Source organism: Corynebacterium sp. S7 (genome assembly GCF_054401105.1).
In genome coordinates, this window is the sequence record NZ_CM136760.1 from 2,756,269 (window position 1) to 2,776,118 (window position 19,850).

Sequence of the window (19,850 nt, forward strand, 5' to 3'; positions counted from 1 at the left end):
ATTTCCGTGAGTACTATACGAAAGTATGACTAGGGTGAACGCCACGGCGAAAGAATCCAGCGAAAAGCTACCAACCAAAGAATGGTCCCGCAAAAGTTGGCACCGCCGAGCCAGCAAACCCGTCACCGTCTGGATGATGATCTTCATCATCGCCGGGCTTATTCACCTCTGGATCCCCGAGTACCGCTGGGTACTCATCCACATTTTCACTCTCGGCATTGTTACCAACTCCATCATGTTATGGAGCCAGCACTTCACCGAGCGTTTTTTGCAGCAAAAGCTTGACGACGAGCGGCGCCCCAGTCAGCTACGCCGCTTCCAAGCACTCAACCTCGGCATTGTGATCACGATTATTGGCGAGATCTTGGTGAAGTGGTGGGATACGCACTGGATTGTCACCCAGATCGGCGCGACCATCGTGATCCTTGCCCTGCTCGTCCATGCTTTTAGCCTGCTGCGCCAATGGATGAGCTCGGACAAGATTAAGAAGTACCGCCCTGCAGTGTTCGGCTATGTCATCTCCGCGCTCTTCCTCCCCGTCGGCGGTTTCTTTGGTGCGCTTCTCTCCATGGAGCTACCGGTGGGCTTGCACGAAAACGTTCGCCTAGCCCACTTGATCACCAATGTGCTTGGCTTTGTAGGACTCGCTGCCGCGGCTTCGCTGTCCGTGCTGTTCCCCGCCATCTGGCGCACCCGCGGCCGAAAAGACCGGACCGGTTTAGTCATCGGGCTGCTCACTTTCGGCGTAGTAGTTGCCACCGTGGGCTGTTTCGCGGACTCCACCTGGGTCGCTGGTGCCGGCCTGGCCGTATACACCTTGGGGTGGATCGTGGCTCTGATCAGCTGGCTTGGCAATGTCATCGACGTGCTCAAAGACCCCCGCGACCGCGTCAATTACGCCTCAGGCTCCGTGCTCATGTCGGTACTCTGGCTGGTGGGCATCCTCATTTGGCTCACCTTAGAAGTCTTCCTTGCCACCGACCTTCCCAAAGTCTCACTGCCTTCGACCGTATTACTCATCGGTTTCGGCGCGCAGCTGCTCCTCGGCGTGATGAGCTACCTGTTGCCCACCACGATGGGCGGTGGTCCAGGTGCCGTGCGCACTGGCCTTGCTGTGTTGAATAAAGGTGGCCTGTTCCGCCTAACCTTGATCAACCTGGGCCTGATCCTGTGGCAGGTGGCCACCTATTCATGGCTCAAGGTGGTGCTGTCCTTCTTTGTCTTCGGCGCGCTGGTCGCCTTCATTCCGCTGCTCATCCTTGCGGTCCGCGCGCAGCGGAAAGTCTTGCTGGGCGAAGCGGAACCTACGCCAAAAGACCCAAATGCCAAACCCGCATGGAACCAACTCACCGCCGGGCTGGCGGTGCTGACGTTTGTCATCGTGATGTTCGGTGGCCTCGCAGGCCCCACAACAGGCGGCCAACCCACGCAATCCACGGGGGCAGAAAACGTCACGAGGGTAGAAATCTCCACGGTCGGGATGGCCTTCGAGCCAAATGTCATCGAGGTACCCACCGGCAATTCACTCGAGATCGTCCTGACGAACAATGACACTCAGGCCCACGACCTGCGCCTTGCCAACGGAGTCGATTCGGGTCGCCTCGTCCCTGGCGATTCCATCACCATCGATGCCGGAGTCATCACCGCAAACGTCGACGGCTGGTGCACCATCGCCGGCCACCAAGCCATGGGAATGACCTTGACAATTATGGCCGTGTAACTTCCCACACTCGCGGGATCCCCGGCGCGCCAGCATCGAGGAATTCCCGCACCGACCGGGTGGCTCGGCAGTCGTCTTCGTTGTAGCGCAGCAGCAATTCTCGTGCGTTCGTGTCACCGAGGCGAGCTGATCGTCGATAAGCAATCGATGCCTCGCCGTCGACCTCGTCCTCCCAGTCGTAGCCTGCGAGCGGTGCCACCACCTTGAGCCCGAGCCCATCGACGCCGACGAACTGGCGACGCACATACGCAAACACGTCGATCCACTCGTCGGACTGGATGAAGCTGCGCACCTCGGCCTCATCGACCGTGTTGAAGCGCCGCGCCGAGCTGATCAGCCAGTGGTTTTCGCCGCCGGCCGCATAACAGTAGGCCGCGAAGGTTTGTCCCGCTTGCAATGCCGCTTCGCGACGACCCATCAGCCAGGTCCAGAACGCTGTGAACATGGCCGACTCTTCCTTGCCTCCGACTTCATCCCAAGTCACGAAGGCGTGGTAGGTGTCTCCGTCGTAGGCTCCCCACAAATAGGCGCCCTGGTCGAGGTAGGCCTCCATGTCGATGTCGATCTCCACATCCGCCCGGGGAACGGACGTTTCATCGGTGCGCGCAAGCACTGGGATGTTTTCCCGCCACGCTTGCGCAACCACAGAAAGCTCGCCCAAATCGGCATCGATCGCACCCTCGATGGTGTGAATGCCGAGGTCACGAAAGGGTCGGGCGCGCTCACCGGAGAACACGAGTGAGATCTCGTCCATCTCGCGCAGCTCGGGTTCGCAGAGCTCCCAAAACCGGCAGCTCGCGCACTGTTTCAAACGTCGGGGCTGATCCGGTGTGGGCTGCTGTAAGGCTTCGCGCAGCGACTCGACATAGGGTTCGACCGGAACAAGAAAAGCCTTTGTCCGATCTTGACCGATCACGCCCGCTTGCTCGGTGCCCAGACCCATTTTGTCGAGAAAGATCTTCGCGGCTGCGACGCGGTAGCCATCAAGCGTGTGGTGCCTAGGCTTCGCGCCGTACTCCAGCGGAGCGCCCAGCCCAAGGCGATGGGTGGGAATGGCCTGCATCTTCTTCGATCGAGAGGGCCGTGCCACCCGGTGATTTGAAATCTGGATGGGCAGATACGTGCGGTCGTCTTGGCGTACGAGCACGTCAACGCCGGTGGTGACGTAGTGCCCATCGATCCAGCCGGACAAGGTGGCATTTGTGATCAGGTGCGCTCGATCGTAGATCGCCTCGTAGGTCGCAAGCTCGGTGTCCTCGCCTTCTGCTGCCTGCAGGTCGACTCGTCGAAAAGCCTTCCCGCGGCCGTCTCCGAGGGCAGGCTTAGTGGGAAGGAGGTTCAGAACCGCATCTCGGGCAGCCTCAACCCGCGTCATGCGAGCTTCTCCCTCGCGTGACGGGCCAATCTCCGGATGCAGATGCCTTTGGCGCAGACGGTACCTACAGCCGACAAGGTCCGAGGGGCGCACTTCCATAGGTGCGGTGCCTCGGGATCCGGTGGAAACTTTGTAATTTGTCACGTTGACCCTCAAGCCTAATCGCTAATTAGCGGTAAGGTTGAATCCGAAAACGAAAGACGAATAAGGAGACACATCCATGGGCCTGTTGAAGTCGATCCAGAAGTCTCGCCGCAAGACTAAGGCCGAGGTTGCTGCCGCTAAGAAGCGCGCCGTGCAAGAGGCAAAAGAAGCGGCAAAACTAGAATACAAGCGCGACAAGCTCGTAGACAATGCCGAAAAGCGCCTTCTCAAAGAAGAAAGGAAGGGCTTGAAGAACAAGCGTAAGCACGAGCAGAAGCTGGCAAAGAACGAGCTTGCAAAGTTGCAGCAGGGCCAGTTCAATGCCAAAACGGTCAATCGCTGGGTTGGCGGACTGCGCGTAGCAATTCCTGTACTTTTGCCGCTGGCATACCGGGGCCTTGTAGCGTGGCGCGAGCGCGACATTAATAAGCGCGCCCACCAAGTTGGTGTCAGCTCCGATGAAATGGCCCAGTACTCGGGCCACGGCTCCGAGCTCAAGGCCCGCATCGAGGGTGTGCGCAAGAATCTAGATTCCAGCTCGAGCCTGTCGGCTGGCTTCAAGCGCGATGCCAACGATCGCCTCAAGGAACTCCATACCGCGGTAAATAACGCCGAGTACATGAATCCTGACCAGCGTCGCCGCGCTCACCAGGCAATCGAGCGCGATGTGGAAGCGCTGACCCTCGAAATCCAGGCGAAGATCAACGCTTAATATTTTCTTTGGGCTTTCTTTAGAGCACTCCCTGTTCCCGTGCCGCAGCAACAGCTGAGGTACGGGAACGGACACCCAATTTGTCGTAAATATGCACGAGGTGGGACTTCACAGTCGCCTCGGAGAGCATCAATTCCTGGCCGATTTCGCGATTCGACGCGCCACCTGCAACAAGCTGGAGCACTTCGAGTTCGCGTGGGGTAAGCGAAGAACGCGGGGTCTTGTCCCGCATTTCTAAACGGTCGCGCACGATCGGGCTCATCGCCTGATCCCCCTTTGCAGCAGAGCGCACCGCAGCCAGCAGCTGTGCCGGTGGGGCATCCTTCAAAAGGTAGCCCACAGCACCGGCTTCAATCGCCCCGAGAATATCAGCATCCGTGTCGTAGTTCGTCACAACCAGGACCTTCGGCGGATACTCCATTGTCGAGCGGATCTCCGCAGTCGCCTCCGCGCCTGTAGTGACCCGGGTTCCTTCGGCACCCGCGCCAAACCGCAAGTCCATCAAAATGACGTCAATGCCACCTGCCTGTGCGGTTGCGATGGCACCTTCAGCAGTTGCAACCTCGCCAACAACGATAATGTCGTCGGCATCTTCGAGCATCGCACGAAGACCGAGCCGTACGATTTCGTGATCGTCGGCCAGCAAAACTCGGATCATCTATCCTCCTCAATCTTTCGATTGATACTACTCTCTTCGTCGTCAATTGTGGTCACTGGCAACGCCACAGATAATGCGGTAGGTCCCCCTGGAGACGATTCCACCAGCAATTCTCCCCCCATCTCGCGAGCCCTGCTGCGCATGGCATCAAGTCCCACGTGACCAAGCCCGGAAGGGTGTTTGTCGAGGGATTCCGGATCAAAACCTTTTCCGTTATCTACCACATCTAAGCGAACTTCCGTCGGCGAGAAGGTCAACGAAATCTGTGCCCGCGTCGCCTCAGCATGTTTGACCACATTGCCGGTCGCGCCTTGTGCAATTCTTAATAGCCCGGCTTCCACACTCATCGGAAGCACTTGTACCTCGCCGTCAGTGACCACCGAAATTTCAATATCTCCCGCCTGCGAAAAACTCTTCGCAATGCGCTCGAGCGCACCCGTTAGTGAATTCTCCGACAGCGGTGCCGGCTCCAACGCCGCGATCATCGCACGGGCCTCCGCCAAGTTATCTGCTGCTGCTTGACGTGCAGCATCGATCCTTTTCAACGGCTGCTCCAATTCATCTTCAGTCAGCCGGGTTGCGTGCAAGTCGCGCTCGGCTGCATGCAGCAACATTTGAATGCTGGACAGGCCTTGTGCGACCGTGTCGTGGATCTCGTGTGCCAAACGCTGCCTTTCCTGGATCATCCCTGCTTCTCGTTCACTTTCTGCGAGTCGATCCCGAGTGGCCAGTAACTCGTCGATAAGTGCCTCTCGCTCCGCCGAGATCCGTACAATCGCGCGGAAAGAATAGTGGATAGCCAAGACGACACCGGCGGAGACGGCTGGGCCCATAATTCCGCCGAGCGTGAGACCGTGGGGAATTTGCACCACGATCGAGATCACCAGCGCGGCGATGACGGAGGCGATGCCGCGCCAATCGTCCATGACTCGGAGGTAGAGGAAGAAAAGAATGAATACCCAGTAGACAGCCACCGGTGAAACAAATAGTTCCACCACCCAGACACCAGTAAGCGCAAAGACCCACAGAATCTGGATCCATTCCGCCCAGCCACTGCGGTAGTACGCCCCATAGAAGTAGAGGAATCCGAAAAGCGCCGTGAGGACGAGGTGGATTGCTGCTCGATCGAACGGGTATCCCACTGCAGCAATTGCCGAGACCGCAAGCAGTGTAATGGTGAGTGCATGCACACCTGTATCTAGCGCGCGGTGATCTCCGAGATCCACGGGGTCACGCGCTATTGTCACCTGAGTTGAGCTCATGTGTGAAAGCCTACTGGAGGCTGTACAGGCACTTGAGGTCCTAGTCGTCTCAGCCAGTCCCGGCATGCTTTACCATTAAGTTCACTAGCGACGAAGCACGGTGCACGCGCTTCGCTTAATAATTTTCCTTAACAACTCTTTCAAGGAGATCCACAGCAATGCAGGAAACACTCGTTCTACCGGTTTCAGCTGTGATGAAATTCTGGCACTGGTTATTGGCCGATGTTTCCGGATTGAGCAATTCCGTTTCCTGGGTGCTTTCCGTTGTGCTCTTGGTGTGTACCATTCGCGCAATTCTGGCCCCCTTTACCTGGTCTTTGTACAAAAGCGGCAGAACGACCATGCTGATGCGCCCCGAGCGGGCAGCGCACGATGCCAAATACGCTGAGGTGACCACTCCAGAGCAGGCGAAAGAAGAACAAGACGCGCTGAAGGAGCTGAACGAACGCTACAAGTACAAGCCACTCGCCGGCTGTATTCCCCCGTTGATCCAGTTCCCCGTCCTCATTGGTTTGTTGACGCTCCTACGGTGGATGGCCATCCCCGACGAACGCCACGAAAGCGGAATCGGTCTGCTCTCACCTGAAGATATTGTTTCTTTCCGTCAGGCAGAATTCCTCGGTGCTCCGCTAACTGCCTACTTGAACATGACACCCGAAGGCTTCGCCGAGCTGGGCACCACAGAGGCCGAAGTACGTGCAGTGTTCATCCCGCTGATGGTGTTGGCCATCATTTTCACAACCGCCAACCTTGCCATCTCAACGGCGCGTTCGACCAAACAGCTGGACTGGTCGATGAAGGCGGCCCGCGGCGCCAACCAGATGCAGATCATCATGACCATCACCATGCCATTTCTGATCCTGTTCCTCGGTCTCAGTGGTGTGCTCCCAATTGCGCTGATGCTTTACTGGGTGACAAACAACCTTTGGACCGCCGTGCAAACAGCAGTATTCTGGGCAGCTTCGGTAAAGAAATATCCGCTTGACGACGTCCACCGTGAGCACAACGCCGCCGAAAAACAGGCTGCAAAGGAAAAAATCCGCGAAAAGCGACATGAAAAGTGGAGTCGCCGTCGTCGTCGCCTAGCTTCGCTCTTCCGCCCTAGCGAATTTAAGGCGATCAATCAGGAAATCGCTGCCGAAAAGAAAGCAAAAGCGACCGCGAAGAAGGAAGCTAAGGCCGAGCGGAAGGCACTTCGAAAGCAGCGCTCGCAGGCCCAGCTGGAAATGCGCCGTCAAGCTCGTGAGGCGGCGAAAAAAGAGGCCGCGAAGAAAGAGGCAAAAACAGATTCTGCAGAGTCTTCTGGTGTTGAGGCGCCTTCTGATTCTGACGCTCAGCCGGATCAGCCGGACCAGCCGGACCAGAACGACTAGATGGAGTAATCCGCTGGCGGAGCTCCCAGCATTTGCTTCGCCAGGTCACGCGCAGTGACCAACGGGCCCACATCGCGTACCAAGCGCGCTCCCGACATGCCACCGTCAAGGAAGATCAGCAACTGATCAGCCTGCGTCGACGAAGGGTAGCCGTTTTTCTTGGTCAGCAGATCTGTCATCGTGTCATGCATCCAGGTGCGGTGGTCACGACAGGCCGCGACGATCCCCTTCTCCGATTCCGTTTCGGGCCGTGGGTATTCGTTTGCAGCATTGAGGAAGTGCGAGCCGCGGAAATCTTTCTTCGGTTCTTCGTCAATCGCCATGTCGAAGAAGGCAAGAATTTTGTCCTCATATTCGGGCAGGTCCTTGGCCCGTTCCTCCCAATCTTCGCGATATTTCTCATCGAGTGTTTTGATGTACTCAATGACCAAATTATCTTTCGACCCGAACAGCGAATACAACGAAGCTTTCGCCACGTCAGCTTCCCGCAGAATCCGATCAATGCCAATCACTCGGATGCCTTCGGTAGAAAACAGCTGCGTCGCGGATTCCAACAACCTAGTACGTGGGCTCGGCCGATTACGCCGCCTCGGGGTCGACTTGCGCTTTGGTTCGGCTTTACCTTTTTCGGTCATGATCTCGCTTCGTCCTTTCTCAATAGACTTCACATCTCAATATAGACAAACCGGTTCGTTCATTCCAGTAGCGCCCATAGACTGCTCCCACGATTTCCGCCAAAGTGGTTAGATTGAAGCACGAGGGATCTAAATCTGATCTCTAGAATCCTCTGAGGAGAACAATGTCTACACCAAACGGCGGCAATAACTACGAGCACAACCCTTTTGACCGCCCCCAGAGTAACCAGCCCTACAGCGCTAACCAGGGTTACCAGGGCAGCCAGGGTTACCAGGATTACCAGGGTTACCAGCAAGCACCGTACCAACAGCCTCCATACCAGGCTTACAACGAAGACGGTCTCCCGGTTCAGCCTCAGTTCAACCAGCAGTATGGTTTTCAGCCTCAACAGGCTCGCCCAAAATCGAAAGTTGTGGCTGCCGTACTTGCCTTCTTCCTCGGCTCTCTGGGATTGCACAACTTTTACCTGGGCTACAACAACCGTGGCATCGCTCAGCTCGTGACCTGGGTCGTCGCACTTATCACGACGTTCGCCTTTTTCGGCTTGCTTATTTACATGGTCCTCGGGGTCTGGGTGTTCGTCGAGTTCATCTTGATCCTCATCGGCGGCGGGAAGTATAAGTACGATTCGCGTGGCATCGAGCTGGAATAGGCCCTTCTAGTTGGGCCGGCACTCAGGCTAGTTCCCAAACGCGTGCGGCCCGCACATGCTCGCCACACTCCGAATATAGGTTTGCGGCATGCTTGCAGGCTGCGCGTGCTGCTTGTTTGTTATTTAGAGCAAGGTATCGACGAGCAATGCTCTCGGTAACTTCGGCACGCCACCTAATTGCATCCATGTCGCTAGAGGCCAATTCCTCTCGTTGGAGCATTTCTTGCAAGATTCCAATCGCGGATTCGGCATCCCCTGCCTTTAGGAAAGACTGCGAAAGCTGTTCCACTGCCTGTATTTCAAGCTCTATGCTTCCTGCTTGCCGTGCGAGGCGCGATGCCAGCAGCGCTTGCTCATGCGATGTGCGATATTCCTGCAGCTGAAATAGTGCTCGCGATTCATTGATGCGTGCCTGCGCGGCCTTCTCCAAGACTCCGACCTGGGCGAAGTCAAGCCCTGCGGCGCCGTACAAGTTTGCCTTCAGTTGTGGCTCTTGACTGTGCGAGGCGACGACGAACATCAGCGCTGCACGCTTAGCCACATCTACCCGCTCGAGGCGGTACGTTGAGCCCGCGAAAAAGGCCACAACTCGTTCAGCCACTGTCGCCGCTCCCTGAAGCTCCTGGCGCCCATGTTGAAGGTGTATGAGTTCAGTGGCCGCAATCGCGATATCTGTGTAGACGTCTCGTTGACCGGATTGCTCAATCGAGTCTGCGATCGGCATCGCATGAGACAAGAACTTTCCCAGTGCTTGCTCGCAACCCGACAGATCGCCCGCCGACTTACATACTTCAGCAACTCTCAAGTGCTGACGATAGGTTGCAGATTGCATGAGTTAAGCCTACCCCCATGCGAAAGGGCCCCGGGATCAGTGTGAACTGGTCCTCGAGGCCCCTCAACAGCGCTGGTTTAGTTCTTCTTGACCATATTGATAATCGTCAGAAGAATTACCGCACCAACTGTTGCCGAGATGAAGCTGATAACAAGGTTGCTGCCCGAGTTAATGCCAACGAGCGAAAACAGGAAGCCTCCGATGAAGGCACCGACCACACCCGCGACGATGTTCGCGACAATACCCATACTTGCGTTTTTGCCTTTAATCATCGACGCGACCCAACCAGCAAGCCCACCGATAATGATCCAACCGAGAATTCCGCCTGCCATCATGAGAGTTTCCAACCTCCATAGTTTGGCGCCCAAGGCGCGCTTGAACATTTTCGTTCACTATTTTCCACGCCCGACTATGCTTGCGCTACCCCATATGGCTAATTTCTAATAAATATTTCTTAAAAATTTCATCTCAGATTTTGGTGACAAAACAAAAACGCCCCGCCCAAAAAATTTGAACTAGCCCCCGAAAGTTGGACTGGTTTAATTCTAGGTGGTTTGGTGTTCAAGGGGCTGATTCCGATATTGCATCGGGGTCAGGCCCTTAAATCGTGCTTGTAAACGTTCGTTGTTATACCAGACGATGTAGTCATCGACAGCGCGGTAGAACTGCTCACCATCGGTAAAGAATTCACCGTGATACATCTCAGACTTCAGATGACCAAAGAAGTTCTCGACGATCGCATTGTCATAACAGTTGCCCTTACGCGACATAGATTGCACACCTCCTATTGACACGACGAGACCACGCCAGCTCGAATGCTGATACTGGAAACCCTGATCAGTATGAATAACCACACCCAGAGGTGGGGCATGGCTTTCCACTGCATCGTGTAAAGATTTCGAGGTAAACGCAGTATGCGGTGAACTCGACAATTCGTAAGACAAGATAGAGCGGTCGTACAAGTCCATAATCGGCGATAAATACACTCTGCGGCCAGCTACCCGAAACTCGGTGACATCGCTGACCCACGCCATATTTGGTGCCTCAGGGGTGAAGTTGCGATCAAGAATGTTCTTAAGCGATATGGCTCAGCGTTCCTTTATAGGAGTTGTACTTCTTTTTGCGCCTGACCTTGGACGCAAGCCCCAGCTGGCGCATGAGTTTGTAAACAAGCTTGTGATTGACAATCCAGCCGTTATGGCGCAACGCCAGGAGTACTCGGCGGTAGCCGTAGCGCTTTTTCGATCGGTGAAAGATCTCGGTGATTGCTTCTTTCAACCGTGAGTGTTTATCCGGGTCCCGACGTCGTTTTTGATGATAGAAAAAGGTTGAGCGGGCAAGACCCGCGGCTTTCAAAAGATCATCGAGTCGATGGTCTGACTTGAGAATGACGATTACTTCGGCTCGTAGCCTCGCCTCTGGTTCCTCAAGTCCCGCAATTTTTTTAGATACGCGTTTTCCGCACGCAACCGTTCGAGCTCTCGGCGTAGTCTGTCTTCCTCCGTCGCAGGCGTGGCTGGACTAGTACCTTTCGGCCGGCTGTTGGCCTTTGGTTCAAGCCCTGCAAGTCCGTCTTTGCGCCACGCACGAACCCACCCTGAAACGAGTTGGTCAGAGGATAAGCCGAATTCGGCGGCTAGGTCCATCTTGGATTCACCAGCGTTGAAACGCTCGACGACTTCCTTTTTCACCTCGAAGGGGTACTGCTGTTTAGTTGGTTTCTCCACAAGGCACAGCCTGCCATGAAGTTTGAATCGACGCTCCAGTCTTCGAGCAGCATCACGACCGAGACCGCATTGCTTTGCTGCTGCCCGGCATCCGACTCCTTGTTCAAACAACAAAACAAGTTGCTCACGTTGATACTCACTTAAAGAACTACGTGCTCTCATAAAACTACTCCCCACTAGTTGATGTCTGATTTCTCAGTCCAACTAATGGGGAGCAGTTCATTTCTTTGGGCGAGGCGATCTTCTAGAACTTATGCATTGTGGCTTGGGCGGACAACCATCATTGGGCACGGTGCGCTTTGCAGCAGTGCTCGAGAGGTAGAACCAAGCAGCATTCCCTTGAAGCCTCCGCGGCCGTGGGAGCCAGTGATCAGCAGCTGTGCGCCTTCCGATTGCTCAACAAGGGTGCGTACCGGGCGATCACGGGAGATGACCTTCTTCACCTGTACGTTCGGGTACTCCTTCTCCAGCGGAGCGAGACGCTCAGAAAGCATCGCAATTTGTTCTTGCTCCACAACTTCCCACTGCTCTTGCGCTGCTGCAAGACCAGCCATGGAAGCCTGAACCTGCATATCCATCCAAGTGTGAACGGCAACGAGCTCAGCGCCACGTGCATCAGCCTCCTGGAAAGCAACCTCGGTGGCCTTCTCGGATACCTCGGAACCGTCAACACCGACCACAACTGGGCCGTACTTAGTGGTTTCGTTTACTGGGTTATCCTCGCGGACGACAACAACTGGGCAGTCAGCGTGGGAGACAACAGCCGCCGAGACGGAACCAAGAACCATGCCAGAAAGCCCGCCAAGGCCACGAGAACCCATGACTATCATGGTGACGTCCTTAGACATCTCCAGCAGCATGTCAATCGGGGAGCCTTCAGCGATGGTGTGGCCAATCTTGATGTCTGGAGCGACCTCGAGGGCGATCTCGCGTGCAGCTTCAACCTTATCTAGGGTTTCGCGCTGGAGATCGTCGAAAAGCTCTTGCGGTGGAACCATTCCTTCTGCGTAGAGGAACTGTGGCATCGTGTAGCTCGATGCCAATCGCAGGGGAATTCCACGTTTCATGGCGGTGTTGGCCGCCCAACGAACTGCATTGTTCGATGCATCTGAGCCGTCGACTGCTACGACTACAATATCTTCCTTGGCCATCAGTATCGCCCTTTCATTGGAGGCTGGTCTCTTTCGATACACCTCCAGTGTACAGCGTCATGACACGTTGGTCAGCTGGTTAGTACCAGTTGTTTCGAATCACAATTAGCTGGCTGGGTCAGCATTAGATGGGAACAAAAGATTGAAGAGGAAGTCGAACAAGTCAGCGAGGAAGGTTCCCTGATTAGTCGACGAGAAGGCAGTTACGGAGTCAATGATTGCGTTAAAATCCATGTCGAATAAGTTAGTACATACGATGAGCAGGAAAAAGTCTGGCCACAAAGGCCCCCTCCCCCCACGTTCCGGCCTTGGAGCATCGCGCATCCGTGTGCCCGAAGGCGTAGCTGTAACTGCTGGGACGCTTGTGACTAGAGTGGTGTTTTCTCAGCACCACCGACACCCGCAGGACGATGAATCGGCTATCGCCGAACGCTTCGATGCTGGCGAAGTGGTCCTCCGGAATGGCACAGTCCTTACCCCCGATACGCTCGTTGCGCCGGGGGAAGATGTCTTCTTCTATAAGCGGCCAGCTCCCGAGCGGGAAGTGCCCTACAAGATTGAAATTGTCTTCGAAGACGACGACATCATGGTGGTAAACAAGCCACCATTTTTGGCGACTATGCCGCGCGCCGCGCACATTACGGAGACAGCTACTGTTCGCCTCCGACGAGCCACTGGTAACGAAGAATTAACGCCAGCACATCGACTGGACCGTATGACCAGTGGTCTGCTCCTGCTTACAAAAAGGCGCGAAGTTCGAGGCGCATATCAGCAACTCTTCGCCACGCGCCAAGTCCACAAAGTCTACGAAGCCATCGCACCGCTGCGCGATATTAAAGCCCCAACGCAGTGGGCACATCACATCACGAAGACCCATGGAGAGATTGAAGCAAAGCTTAGCGACGAAGCACCAAATTCCTTTACAAACCTCAAACTCATTGAGCCTGTAGATCCATCGCTCTTCAGCATGCACGGTGTGAGCGGTCAGCTGGCTCGCTACATTCTGGAGCCGATTACTGGCAAGACCCACCAGTTGAGAATCCAAATGCTTGATGCGGGGGTTCCTATTTTGGGCGACCCAGTATATCCCGTAGTCCAACCTTTCGAGGAGGAAGACTACTCCATACCGATGCGCTTGGCGGCGATCCAGCTTCAATTCGAAGATCCACTATCTGGGAAACCTCGACATTTTGAGGCTATTGGGCATTCGGCGATGCCGTATCCGAATTAGTACCATGTTCCTATCGGACCACTGATTCTGGAGGAGGCTATCCATGGACAACTCAAATAGGGACAAACCCACAGATCAACAGCGCCAGGAACTCCAAGAAGAGCTCGTTCAAATTGTTGGTCGAGGCAGAATACCCGTGTCCGAATTCGACGAACTCGTAACTACCATCTGGAGTACGGACGACCCCAAAGATCTCGCACTCATTCGTTATCGCTACCTTGGTGGCCCTGAGGTAGAGCCAGATTCACACGAAATCGAATACGTGGCGCCTCAGCCTGGCACTGCCAAACCAATCAAGGTGAATTGGGAGCTTAAACGCACGGGTACTTGGACAGTGCCCAAAGAGTCCTTCTATGAAGTAAAGGGTGGGACCCTACTTTTGGACTTTCGTGAAGCGTCCTTCGAATCATTGCTCACTAAGATCCATATCAATGCAACTTGGATGGCCACTGTAGAAGTCATCGTTCTACCTGAGTTTGGAGTTGCAGATAATACAGACAGAAAGTGGTGGAGTGATTCCAACGCTTTTGAGCCACGGAAGGCTCAGAGCAACTATCCGACAATAATCATTGAAGGAGCCGTAGTCGGCGGCAGCCAGATCCGAATCAATACAAAAGGACCTAAGAAGCGACTATTCGTATTCGGCGACTAGACGCACATGTCTCTTATAGCAATGGGAAAAGGGAGTGTGACTGCAAGGAGTCCAAAACACGACTCTACTCACAACCACACTCCCTCAACCACTATCAAATTATTTGGTCGGCGGTAACTTACTCTCCCACATCCTCCCGGATGCAGTACCATCAGCGCGGGCGGGCTTAGCTTCCGGGTTCGGAATGGGACCGGGCGTTTCCCCGCCGCCATCAACCACCGACACACCCTTGGGGTGTACCAGCACTGTCACTAGGCGACTAGCAGACACATGAAGATACATATTCACTTACACAAGACACACCCACCACCACACAATAGTGGTAGCCGTGTGTGCTGTGTCAGACACTGCACAGTGGACGCAAACACCAAACCCTTGGTGCACAAATCATTTTTTCGTTTCGCAAAACACGCTCACCCACAACCACACAGGTTGCAATTTGTTGGGTGTTTGTCGGTCTATTAGTACCAGTCACCTCCACACCTCACAGTGCTTCCAGATCCGGCCTATCAACCCCATAGTCTCTAGGGAACCTCAAAAGAAACCTCATCTCAAAACAGGCTTCCCGCTTAGATGCTTTCAGCGGTTATCCCTCCCGTACGTAGCCAACCAGCCATGCCCCAGGCGGGACAACTGGCACACCAGAGGTACGTCCGTCCCGGTCCTCTCGTACTAGGGACAGCCTTCTTCAAGTTTCAACGCGCGCGGCGGATAGAGACCGAACTGTCTCACGACGTTCTGAACCCAGCTCGCGTGCCGCTTTAATGGGCGAACAGCCCAACCCTTGGGACCTACTCCAGCCCCAGGATGCGACGAGCCGACATCGAGGTGCCAAACCATCCCGTCGATATGGACTCTTGGGGAAGATCAGCCTGTTATCCCCGGGGTACCTTTTATCCGTTGAGCGACACCACATCCACAAGTAGGTGCCGGATCACTAGTCCCGACTTTCGTCCCTGCTCGACCTGTCAGTCTCACAGTCAAGCTCCCTTGTGCACTTACACTCACCACCTGATTGCCAACCAGGCTGAGGGAACCTTTGGGCGCCTCCGTTACTCTTTAGGAGGCAACCGCCCCAGTTAAACTACCCACCAGGCACTGTCCCCAACCCAGATCATGGGCCAAGGTTCAGGTATCCACTACGGTCAGAGTGGTATTTCAACAACGACTCACACACAACTAGCGTTGAATGATCACAGTCTCCCACCTATCCTACACAAACCGCACCGAACACCAATACCAAGCTATAGTGAAGGTCCCGGGGTCTTTTCGTCCTGCCGCGCGAAACGAGCATCTTTACTCGTACTGCAATTTCACCGGGCCTGTGGTTGAGACAGCAGGGAAGTCGTTACGCCATTCGTGCAGGTCGGAACTTACCCGACAAGGAATTTCGCTACCTTAGGATGGTTATAGTTACCACCGCCGTTTACTGGGGCTTAAATTCTCCGCTTCGACCACAAGTGGCCTAACAGGTCCTCTTAACCTTCCAGCACCGGGCAGGCGTCAGTCCGTATACATCAACTTCAACGTCTTCGCACGGACCTGTGTTTTTGATAAACAGTCGCTTCCCTCTATTCTCTGCGACCCCACACAGCTCACGTCGAAAAAACGATCACCATATAGGGTCCCCCTTCTCCCGAAGTTACGGGGGCATTTTGCCGAGTTCCTTAACCACAGTTCACCCGACCGCCTTAGTATTCTCTACCTGACCACCTGTGTCGGTTTCGGGTACGGGCCATATACACACATCGCTAGAGGCTTTTCTCGACAGTACAGGATCACCAACATCACCCAAAAAGGGCTACGCATCACGCCTCACACACAATGAACCCCGCATTTCACAAAGGTTCGTGCCACACGCTTACACCACAATCCAATAAATGGCTCGGCTACCTCACTGCGTCACCCCATCACTGAACTACTACAGATCAGGCCCCACGCACACACAACAACACATGATCCGAAGATCAATCAGTCACAGTGCACGGGTGGTTAGTATCACTGCCTCGCCCTTGGTCGCACATATACGGGTACGGGAATATCAACCCGTTAACCATCGACTACGCCTGTCGGCCTCGCCTTAGGACCCGACTCACCCTGGGAAGACGAACTTGACCCAGGAACCCTTAGTCATTCGGCGGATAAGATTCTCACTTATCACTCGTTACTCATGCCTGCATTCTCACTCGCACACAGTCCACAGCCCCTTACAGTACTGCTTCACCCCATGCACGACGCTCCCCTACCCAACAAACAAAAGTTCATTGCCGCGGCTTCGGCGGTGTACTTGAGCCCCACTACATTGTCGGCGCAGAATCACTCGACCAGTGAGCTATTACGCACTCTTTCAAGGATGGCTGCTTCTAAGCCAACCTCCTGGCTGTCTTCGCGACCCCACATCCTTTTCCACTTAGTACACCCTTAGGGGCCTTAACCGGCGATCTGGGCTGTTTCCCTCTCGACTATGAAGCTTATCCCCCACAGTCTCACTGCCATGCACCACTTAACCGGCATTCGGAGTTTGGCTGACATTGCTAAGATAATAGTCCCGCTCAACCAACCAGTAGCTCTACCTCCGGCAAGCTAACACAACGCTGCACCTAAATGCATTTCGGGGAGAACCAGCTATCACGGAGTTTGATTGGCCTTTCACCCCTACCCACAACTCATCCCCTCAGTTTTCAACCTAAGTGGGTTCGCGCCTCCACAACCTCTTACAGCTGCTTCACACTGGCCATGGGTAGATCACCCCGCTTCGGGTCCAGGACATGCCACTCAAACACACTATTAGTATTCGCTTTCGCTACGACTACCCCACACGGGTTAACCTCGCGACATGCCGCTGACTCGCAGGCTCATTCTTCAAAAGGCACGCCATCAACCACACGAGGGTCTCTGACGGATTGTAGACACACGGTTTCAGGAACTATTTCACTCCCCTCCCGGGGTACTTTTCACCATTCCCTCACGGTACTATCCGCTATCGGTCACACTAAGTATTTAGGCTTACCGGGTGGTCCCGGCAGATTCACAGCAGATTCCACGAGCCCACTGCTACTCGGGAAAACAACAACACATATGATTACGCCTTCATGTACGGGGCTCTCACCCACTCCGGCAGGCCATCCCAGACCACTTCCACTAACACAACCACACACGCACCAAGTCAACAGCCCTGGTAAGTCGCATCCCACAACACCGCACACGCAACCCCTGTCAGGTATCACACGCACACGGTTTAGCCTCATCCACGTTCGCTCGCCGCTACTAGCAGAATCATTAAATTTATTTTCTCTTCCTACGGGTACTGAGATGTTTCACTTCCCCGCGTCACCCCCACACAGACTATGAATTCATCTGCAGGTCGCACCACATAACTAGTACGGGGTTTCCCCATTCGGACATCCTCGGATCAACGCTTAGTTGGCAACTCCCCGAGGCATAACGCAGCCTCACACGTCCTTCATCGGCTTAGCATGCCAAGGCATCCACCATGCGCCCTTAAAAAACACACAACCACACACCCACCCACGAGTAGGCAAGCATGTGGGGCAAACACATTAACTCAACAAAAAACACACACAAAAAAGAATAAAGATGCTCGCGTCCACTATACAGTTCTCACACAACACACCACCACCAACAACACCACAACCAGAACACCCGGCCACAGCGCTATCACGCAGTGATCTTAAAAAGGAAACAACAATGTTGCCCCAGACACCCAACAGTGCACCAACATACTCAAGTCCCACAACAACCCCCCACAAGGAAATCATCGCCGTGTATTGAGAATTCATGTCCCCAGCCATCCCCATCACACACCACTGAGGTATGCGGGTATGTCTCCACCCGGAAATTTAGAAAAAAAACAGCAGTAGAACATCCGCCTACTCAACTATTGTTACCCCACAACTGCGAGGCCAAAAAATATAACTCCTTAGAAAGGAGGTGATCCAGCCGCACCTTCCGGTACGGCTACCTTGTTACGACTTCGTCCCAATCGCCGATCCCACCTTCGACAGCTCCCCCCCACTAAAGGATAGGCCACTGGCTTCGGGTGTTACCAACTTTCATGACGTGACGGGCGGTGTGTACAAGGCCCGGGAACGTATTCACCGCAGCATTGCTGATCTGCGATTACTAGCGACTCCGACTTCATGGGGTCGAGTTGCAGACCCCAATCCGAACTAAGGCCGGCTTTAAGCGATTAGCACCACCTCACGATGTAGCAACGCGCTGTACCGACCATTGTAGCATGTGTGAAGCCCTGGACATAAGGGGCATGATGATTTGACGTCATCCCCACCTTCCTCCGAGTTAACCCCGGCAGTCTCTCATGAGTCCCCACCATCACGTGCTGGCAACATAAGACAAGGGTTGCGCTCGTTGCGGGACTTAACCCAACATCTCACGACACGAGCTGACGACAACCATGCACCACCTGTACACCAACCACAAGGGAAACCGTATCTCTACGGCGATCTGGTGTATGTCAAGCCCAGGTAAGGTTCTTCGCGTTGCATCGAATTAATCCACATGCTCCGCCGCTTGTGCGGGCCCCCGTCAATTCCTTTGAGTTTTAGCCTTGCGGCCGTACTCCCCAGGCGGGGCGCTTAATGCGTTAGCTACGGCACAGGAAACGTGGAAGTCCCCTACACCTAGCGCCCACCGTTTACAGCATGGACTACCAGGGTATCTAATCCTGTTCGCTACCCATGCTTTCGCTCCTCAGCGTCAGTAACTGCCCAGAGACCTGCCTTCGCCATCGGTGTTCCTCCTGATATCTGCGCATTCCACCGCTACACCAGGAATTCCAGTCTCCCCTACAGCACTCAAGTTATGCCCGTATCGCCTGCACCCCCGGAGTTAAGCCCCGGACTTCCACAGACGACGCGACAAACCACCTACGAGCTCTTTACGCCCAGTAATTCCGGACAACGCTCGCACCCTACGTATTACCGCGGCTGCTGGCACGTAGTTAGCCGGTGCTTCTTCTACAGGTACCGTCACTTACGCTTCGTCCCTATCGAAAGGAGTTTACAACCCGAAGGCCGTCATCCCCCACGCGGCGTCGCTGCATCAGGCTTCCGCCCATTGTGCAATATTCCCCACTGCTGCCTCCCGTAGGAGTCTGGGCCGTATCTCAGTCCCAATGTGGCCGTACACCCTCTCAGGCCGGCTACCCGTCGACGCCTTGGTAGGCCATTACCCCACCAACAAGCTGATAGGCCGCGAGCTCATCTCATACCGCAAAAGCTTTCCACCACCATCACCAAACAGTGGTCCTATCCGGTATTAGACCCAGTTTCCCAAGCTTATCCCGAAGTACAAGGCAGATCACCCACGTGTTACTCACCCGTTCGCCACTCGAGTACCCCGCAAGCGGGGCCTTTCCGTTCGACTTGCATGTGTTAAGCACGCCGCCAGCGTTCATCCTGAGCCAGGATCAAACTCTCCACAAAAACAATTTCAGCCAAATAAATCAACCAAAAAAGCTAGAAAAATCTAGGCCGTGAAAAGCCCAAACCCAACCAAAAACAAACAATCCAGCGCAAAAACAAAAATTTTGACGCGATTGTCCAAAAAAAGAATTACAAAACAAAAAACAACCAACCCCACTCCGACGAGGAAAAAAGGGCCGATCAACGTAAACAAAAACAAAAGTTTGTTCACAAATGTCCGAATATCAATCCGCACACCCAATTATTTCGCACCGAAAATA

15 protein-coding genes, 3 rRNA genes and 1 pseudogene are annotated in these 19,850 nt (G+C 54.6%); 6 read left to right on the forward strand and 13 right to left on the reverse strand.

All coding sequences use genetic code 11. From position 1 onward, the window contains the following. The first annotated feature begins 25 nt into the window (after positions 1 to 25). Complete coding sequence (locus ACXZ66_RS13010) at positions 26 to 1,720, forward strand: cupredoxin domain-containing protein (RefSeq protein ID WP_458749321.1); 1,695 nt, start codon at positions 26 to 28, stop codon at positions 1,718 to 1,720. Here ACXZ66_RS13010 and ACXZ66_RS13015 read toward each other — a convergent pair. Next, complete coding sequence (locus ACXZ66_RS13015) at positions 1,707 to 3,194, reverse strand: TM0106 family RecB-like putative nuclease (RefSeq protein ID WP_458751393.1); 1,488 nt, start codon at positions 3,192 to 3,194, stop codon at positions 1,707 to 1,709. The genes ACXZ66_RS13010 and ACXZ66_RS13015 overlap by 14 nt on opposite strands. A 121-nt stretch (positions 3,195 to 3,315) precedes the next feature. Here ACXZ66_RS13015 and ACXZ66_RS13020 point away from each other — a divergent pair, with 121 nt between their 5' ends. Beyond that, positions 3,316 to 3,951: a DUF6474 family protein gene (locus ACXZ66_RS13020; protein WP_458749323.1), complete on the forward strand. Its 636-nt coding sequence runs from the start codon at positions 3,316 to 3,318 to the stop codon at positions 3,949 to 3,951. 19 nt (positions 3,952 to 3,970) lie between these two features. Here ACXZ66_RS13020 and ACXZ66_RS13025 read toward each other — a convergent pair whose 3' ends face one another. Both ACXZ66_RS13025 and ACXZ66_RS13030 read right to left on the reverse strand, forming a co-directional pair. Continuing rightward, a complete protein-coding gene (locus ACXZ66_RS13025; RefSeq protein ID WP_458749325.1) occupies positions 3,971 to 4,609 on the reverse strand; it encodes a LuxR C-terminal-related transcriptional regulator in 639 nt (212 codons plus the stop codon). Next, the gene (locus tag ACXZ66_RS13030) at positions 4,606 to 5,871 is read right to left on the reverse strand and encodes a sensor histidine kinase (protein WP_458749327.1); all 1,266 of its coding nucleotides are present in this window, start codon (positions 5,869 to 5,871) and stop codon (positions 4,606 to 4,608) included. Before ACXZ66_RS13030 ends, ACXZ66_RS13025 begins: the two co-directional genes overlap by 4 nt. Before the next feature lie 158 nt (positions 5,872 to 6,029). Between ACXZ66_RS13030 and yidC the strand changes: the two genes are divergently transcribed. Continuing rightward, positions 6,030 to 7,244, forward strand: a complete 1,215-nt coding sequence (yidC, locus tag ACXZ66_RS13035) for a membrane protein insertase YidC (protein ID WP_458749329.1) — start codon at positions 6,030 to 6,032, stop codon at positions 7,242 to 7,244. Here yidC and ACXZ66_RS13040 read toward each other — a convergent pair. After that, on the reverse strand, positions 7,241 to 7,879 hold the full coding sequence (locus tag ACXZ66_RS13040; RefSeq protein WP_458749331.1) for a TetR/AcrR family transcriptional regulator: 639 nt from the start codon (positions 7,877 to 7,879) through the stop codon (positions 7,241 to 7,243). The genes yidC and ACXZ66_RS13040 overlap by 4 nt on opposite strands. Positions 7,880 to 8,043: 164 nt before the next feature. On the opposite strand from ACXZ66_RS13040, the gene ACXZ66_RS13045 reads away from it, so the two are divergent. Next, on the forward strand, positions 8,044 to 8,532 hold the full coding sequence (locus ACXZ66_RS13045; protein WP_458749333.1) for a TM2 domain-containing protein: 489 nt from the start codon (positions 8,044 to 8,046) through the stop codon (positions 8,530 to 8,532). A gap of 22 nt (positions 8,533 to 8,554) precedes the next feature. Here ACXZ66_RS13045 and ACXZ66_RS13050 read toward each other — a convergent pair whose 3' ends face one another. The 5 genes and pseudogenes from ACXZ66_RS13050 to ACXZ66_RS13070 form a co-directional block, all read right to left on the reverse strand. Further along, complete coding sequence (locus tag ACXZ66_RS13050; RefSeq protein WP_458749334.1) at positions 8,555 to 9,364, reverse strand: hypothetical protein; 810 nt, start codon at positions 9,362 to 9,364, stop codon at positions 8,555 to 8,557. A 77-nt stretch (positions 9,365 to 9,441) separates the two neighbouring features. Beyond that, complete coding sequence (locus tag ACXZ66_RS13055; protein WP_458751394.1) at positions 9,442 to 9,699, reverse strand: GlsB/YeaQ/YmgE family stress response membrane protein; 258 nt, start codon at positions 9,697 to 9,699, stop codon at positions 9,442 to 9,444. A 210-nt stretch (positions 9,700 to 9,909) separates the two neighbouring features. After that, positions 9,910 to 11,129, reverse strand: a pseudogene (locus tag ACXZ66_RS13060) (IS3 family transposase); the annotation flags it as partial. A 213-nt stretch (positions 11,130 to 11,342) separates the two neighbouring features. Then, the gene (locus ACXZ66_RS13065) at positions 11,343 to 12,242 is read right to left on the reverse strand and encodes a universal stress protein (RefSeq protein WP_458749336.1); all 900 of its coding nucleotides are present in this window, start codon (positions 12,240 to 12,242) and stop codon (positions 11,343 to 11,345) included. Positions 12,243 to 12,347: 105 nt separating this feature from the next. Further along, positions 12,348 to 12,476, reverse strand: coding sequence for a hypothetical protein (locus tag ACXZ66_RS13070; RefSeq protein WP_458749338.1), 129 nt, complete (start codon positions 12,474 to 12,476; stop codon positions 12,348 to 12,350). 22 nt (positions 12,477 to 12,498) lie between these two features. Here ACXZ66_RS13070 and ACXZ66_RS13075 point away from each other — a divergent pair, with 22 nt between their 5' ends. Together ACXZ66_RS13075 and ACXZ66_RS13080 are read left to right on the forward strand one after the other, a co-directional pair. Further along, positions 12,499 to 13,473, forward strand: coding sequence for a pseudouridine synthase (locus ACXZ66_RS13075; RefSeq protein ID WP_458749339.1), 975 nt, complete (start codon positions 12,499 to 12,501; stop codon positions 13,471 to 13,473). A gap of 43 nt (positions 13,474 to 13,516) precedes the next feature. Beyond that, a complete protein-coding gene (locus ACXZ66_RS13080; RefSeq protein ID WP_458749341.1) occupies positions 13,517 to 14,125 on the forward strand; it encodes a hypothetical protein in 609 nt (202 codons plus the stop codon). Between the two features lie 105 nt (positions 14,126 to 14,230). On the opposite strand, the gene rrf is transcribed toward ACXZ66_RS13080, so the two are convergent. The 4 genes from rrf to ACXZ66_RS13100 all read right to left on the reverse strand — a co-directional run bounded on the left by rrf (position 14,231) and on the right by ACXZ66_RS13100 (position 19,590). Beyond that, a 5S ribosomal RNA gene (rrf, locus tag ACXZ66_RS13085) occupies positions 14,231 to 14,348 on the reverse strand. A 218-nt stretch (positions 14,349 to 14,566) separates the two neighbouring features. Further along, positions 14,567 to 17,640: ribosomal RNA gene (locus ACXZ66_RS13090) — 23S ribosomal RNA — on the reverse strand. Positions 17,641 to 17,685: 45 nt separating this feature from the next. Then, the gene (locus ACXZ66_RS13095; protein WP_458747730.1) at positions 17,686 to 17,925 is read right to left on the reverse strand and encodes a hypothetical protein; all 240 of its coding nucleotides are present in this window, start codon (positions 17,923 to 17,925) and stop codon (positions 17,686 to 17,688) included. A gap of 144 nt (positions 17,926 to 18,069) precedes the next feature. Beyond that, positions 18,070 to 19,590: ribosomal RNA gene (locus ACXZ66_RS13100) — 16S ribosomal RNA — on the reverse strand. Together the 16S, 23S and 5S rRNA genes form the textbook arrangement of a ribosomal RNA operon. Positions 19,591 to 19,850 lie beyond the last annotated feature (260 nt).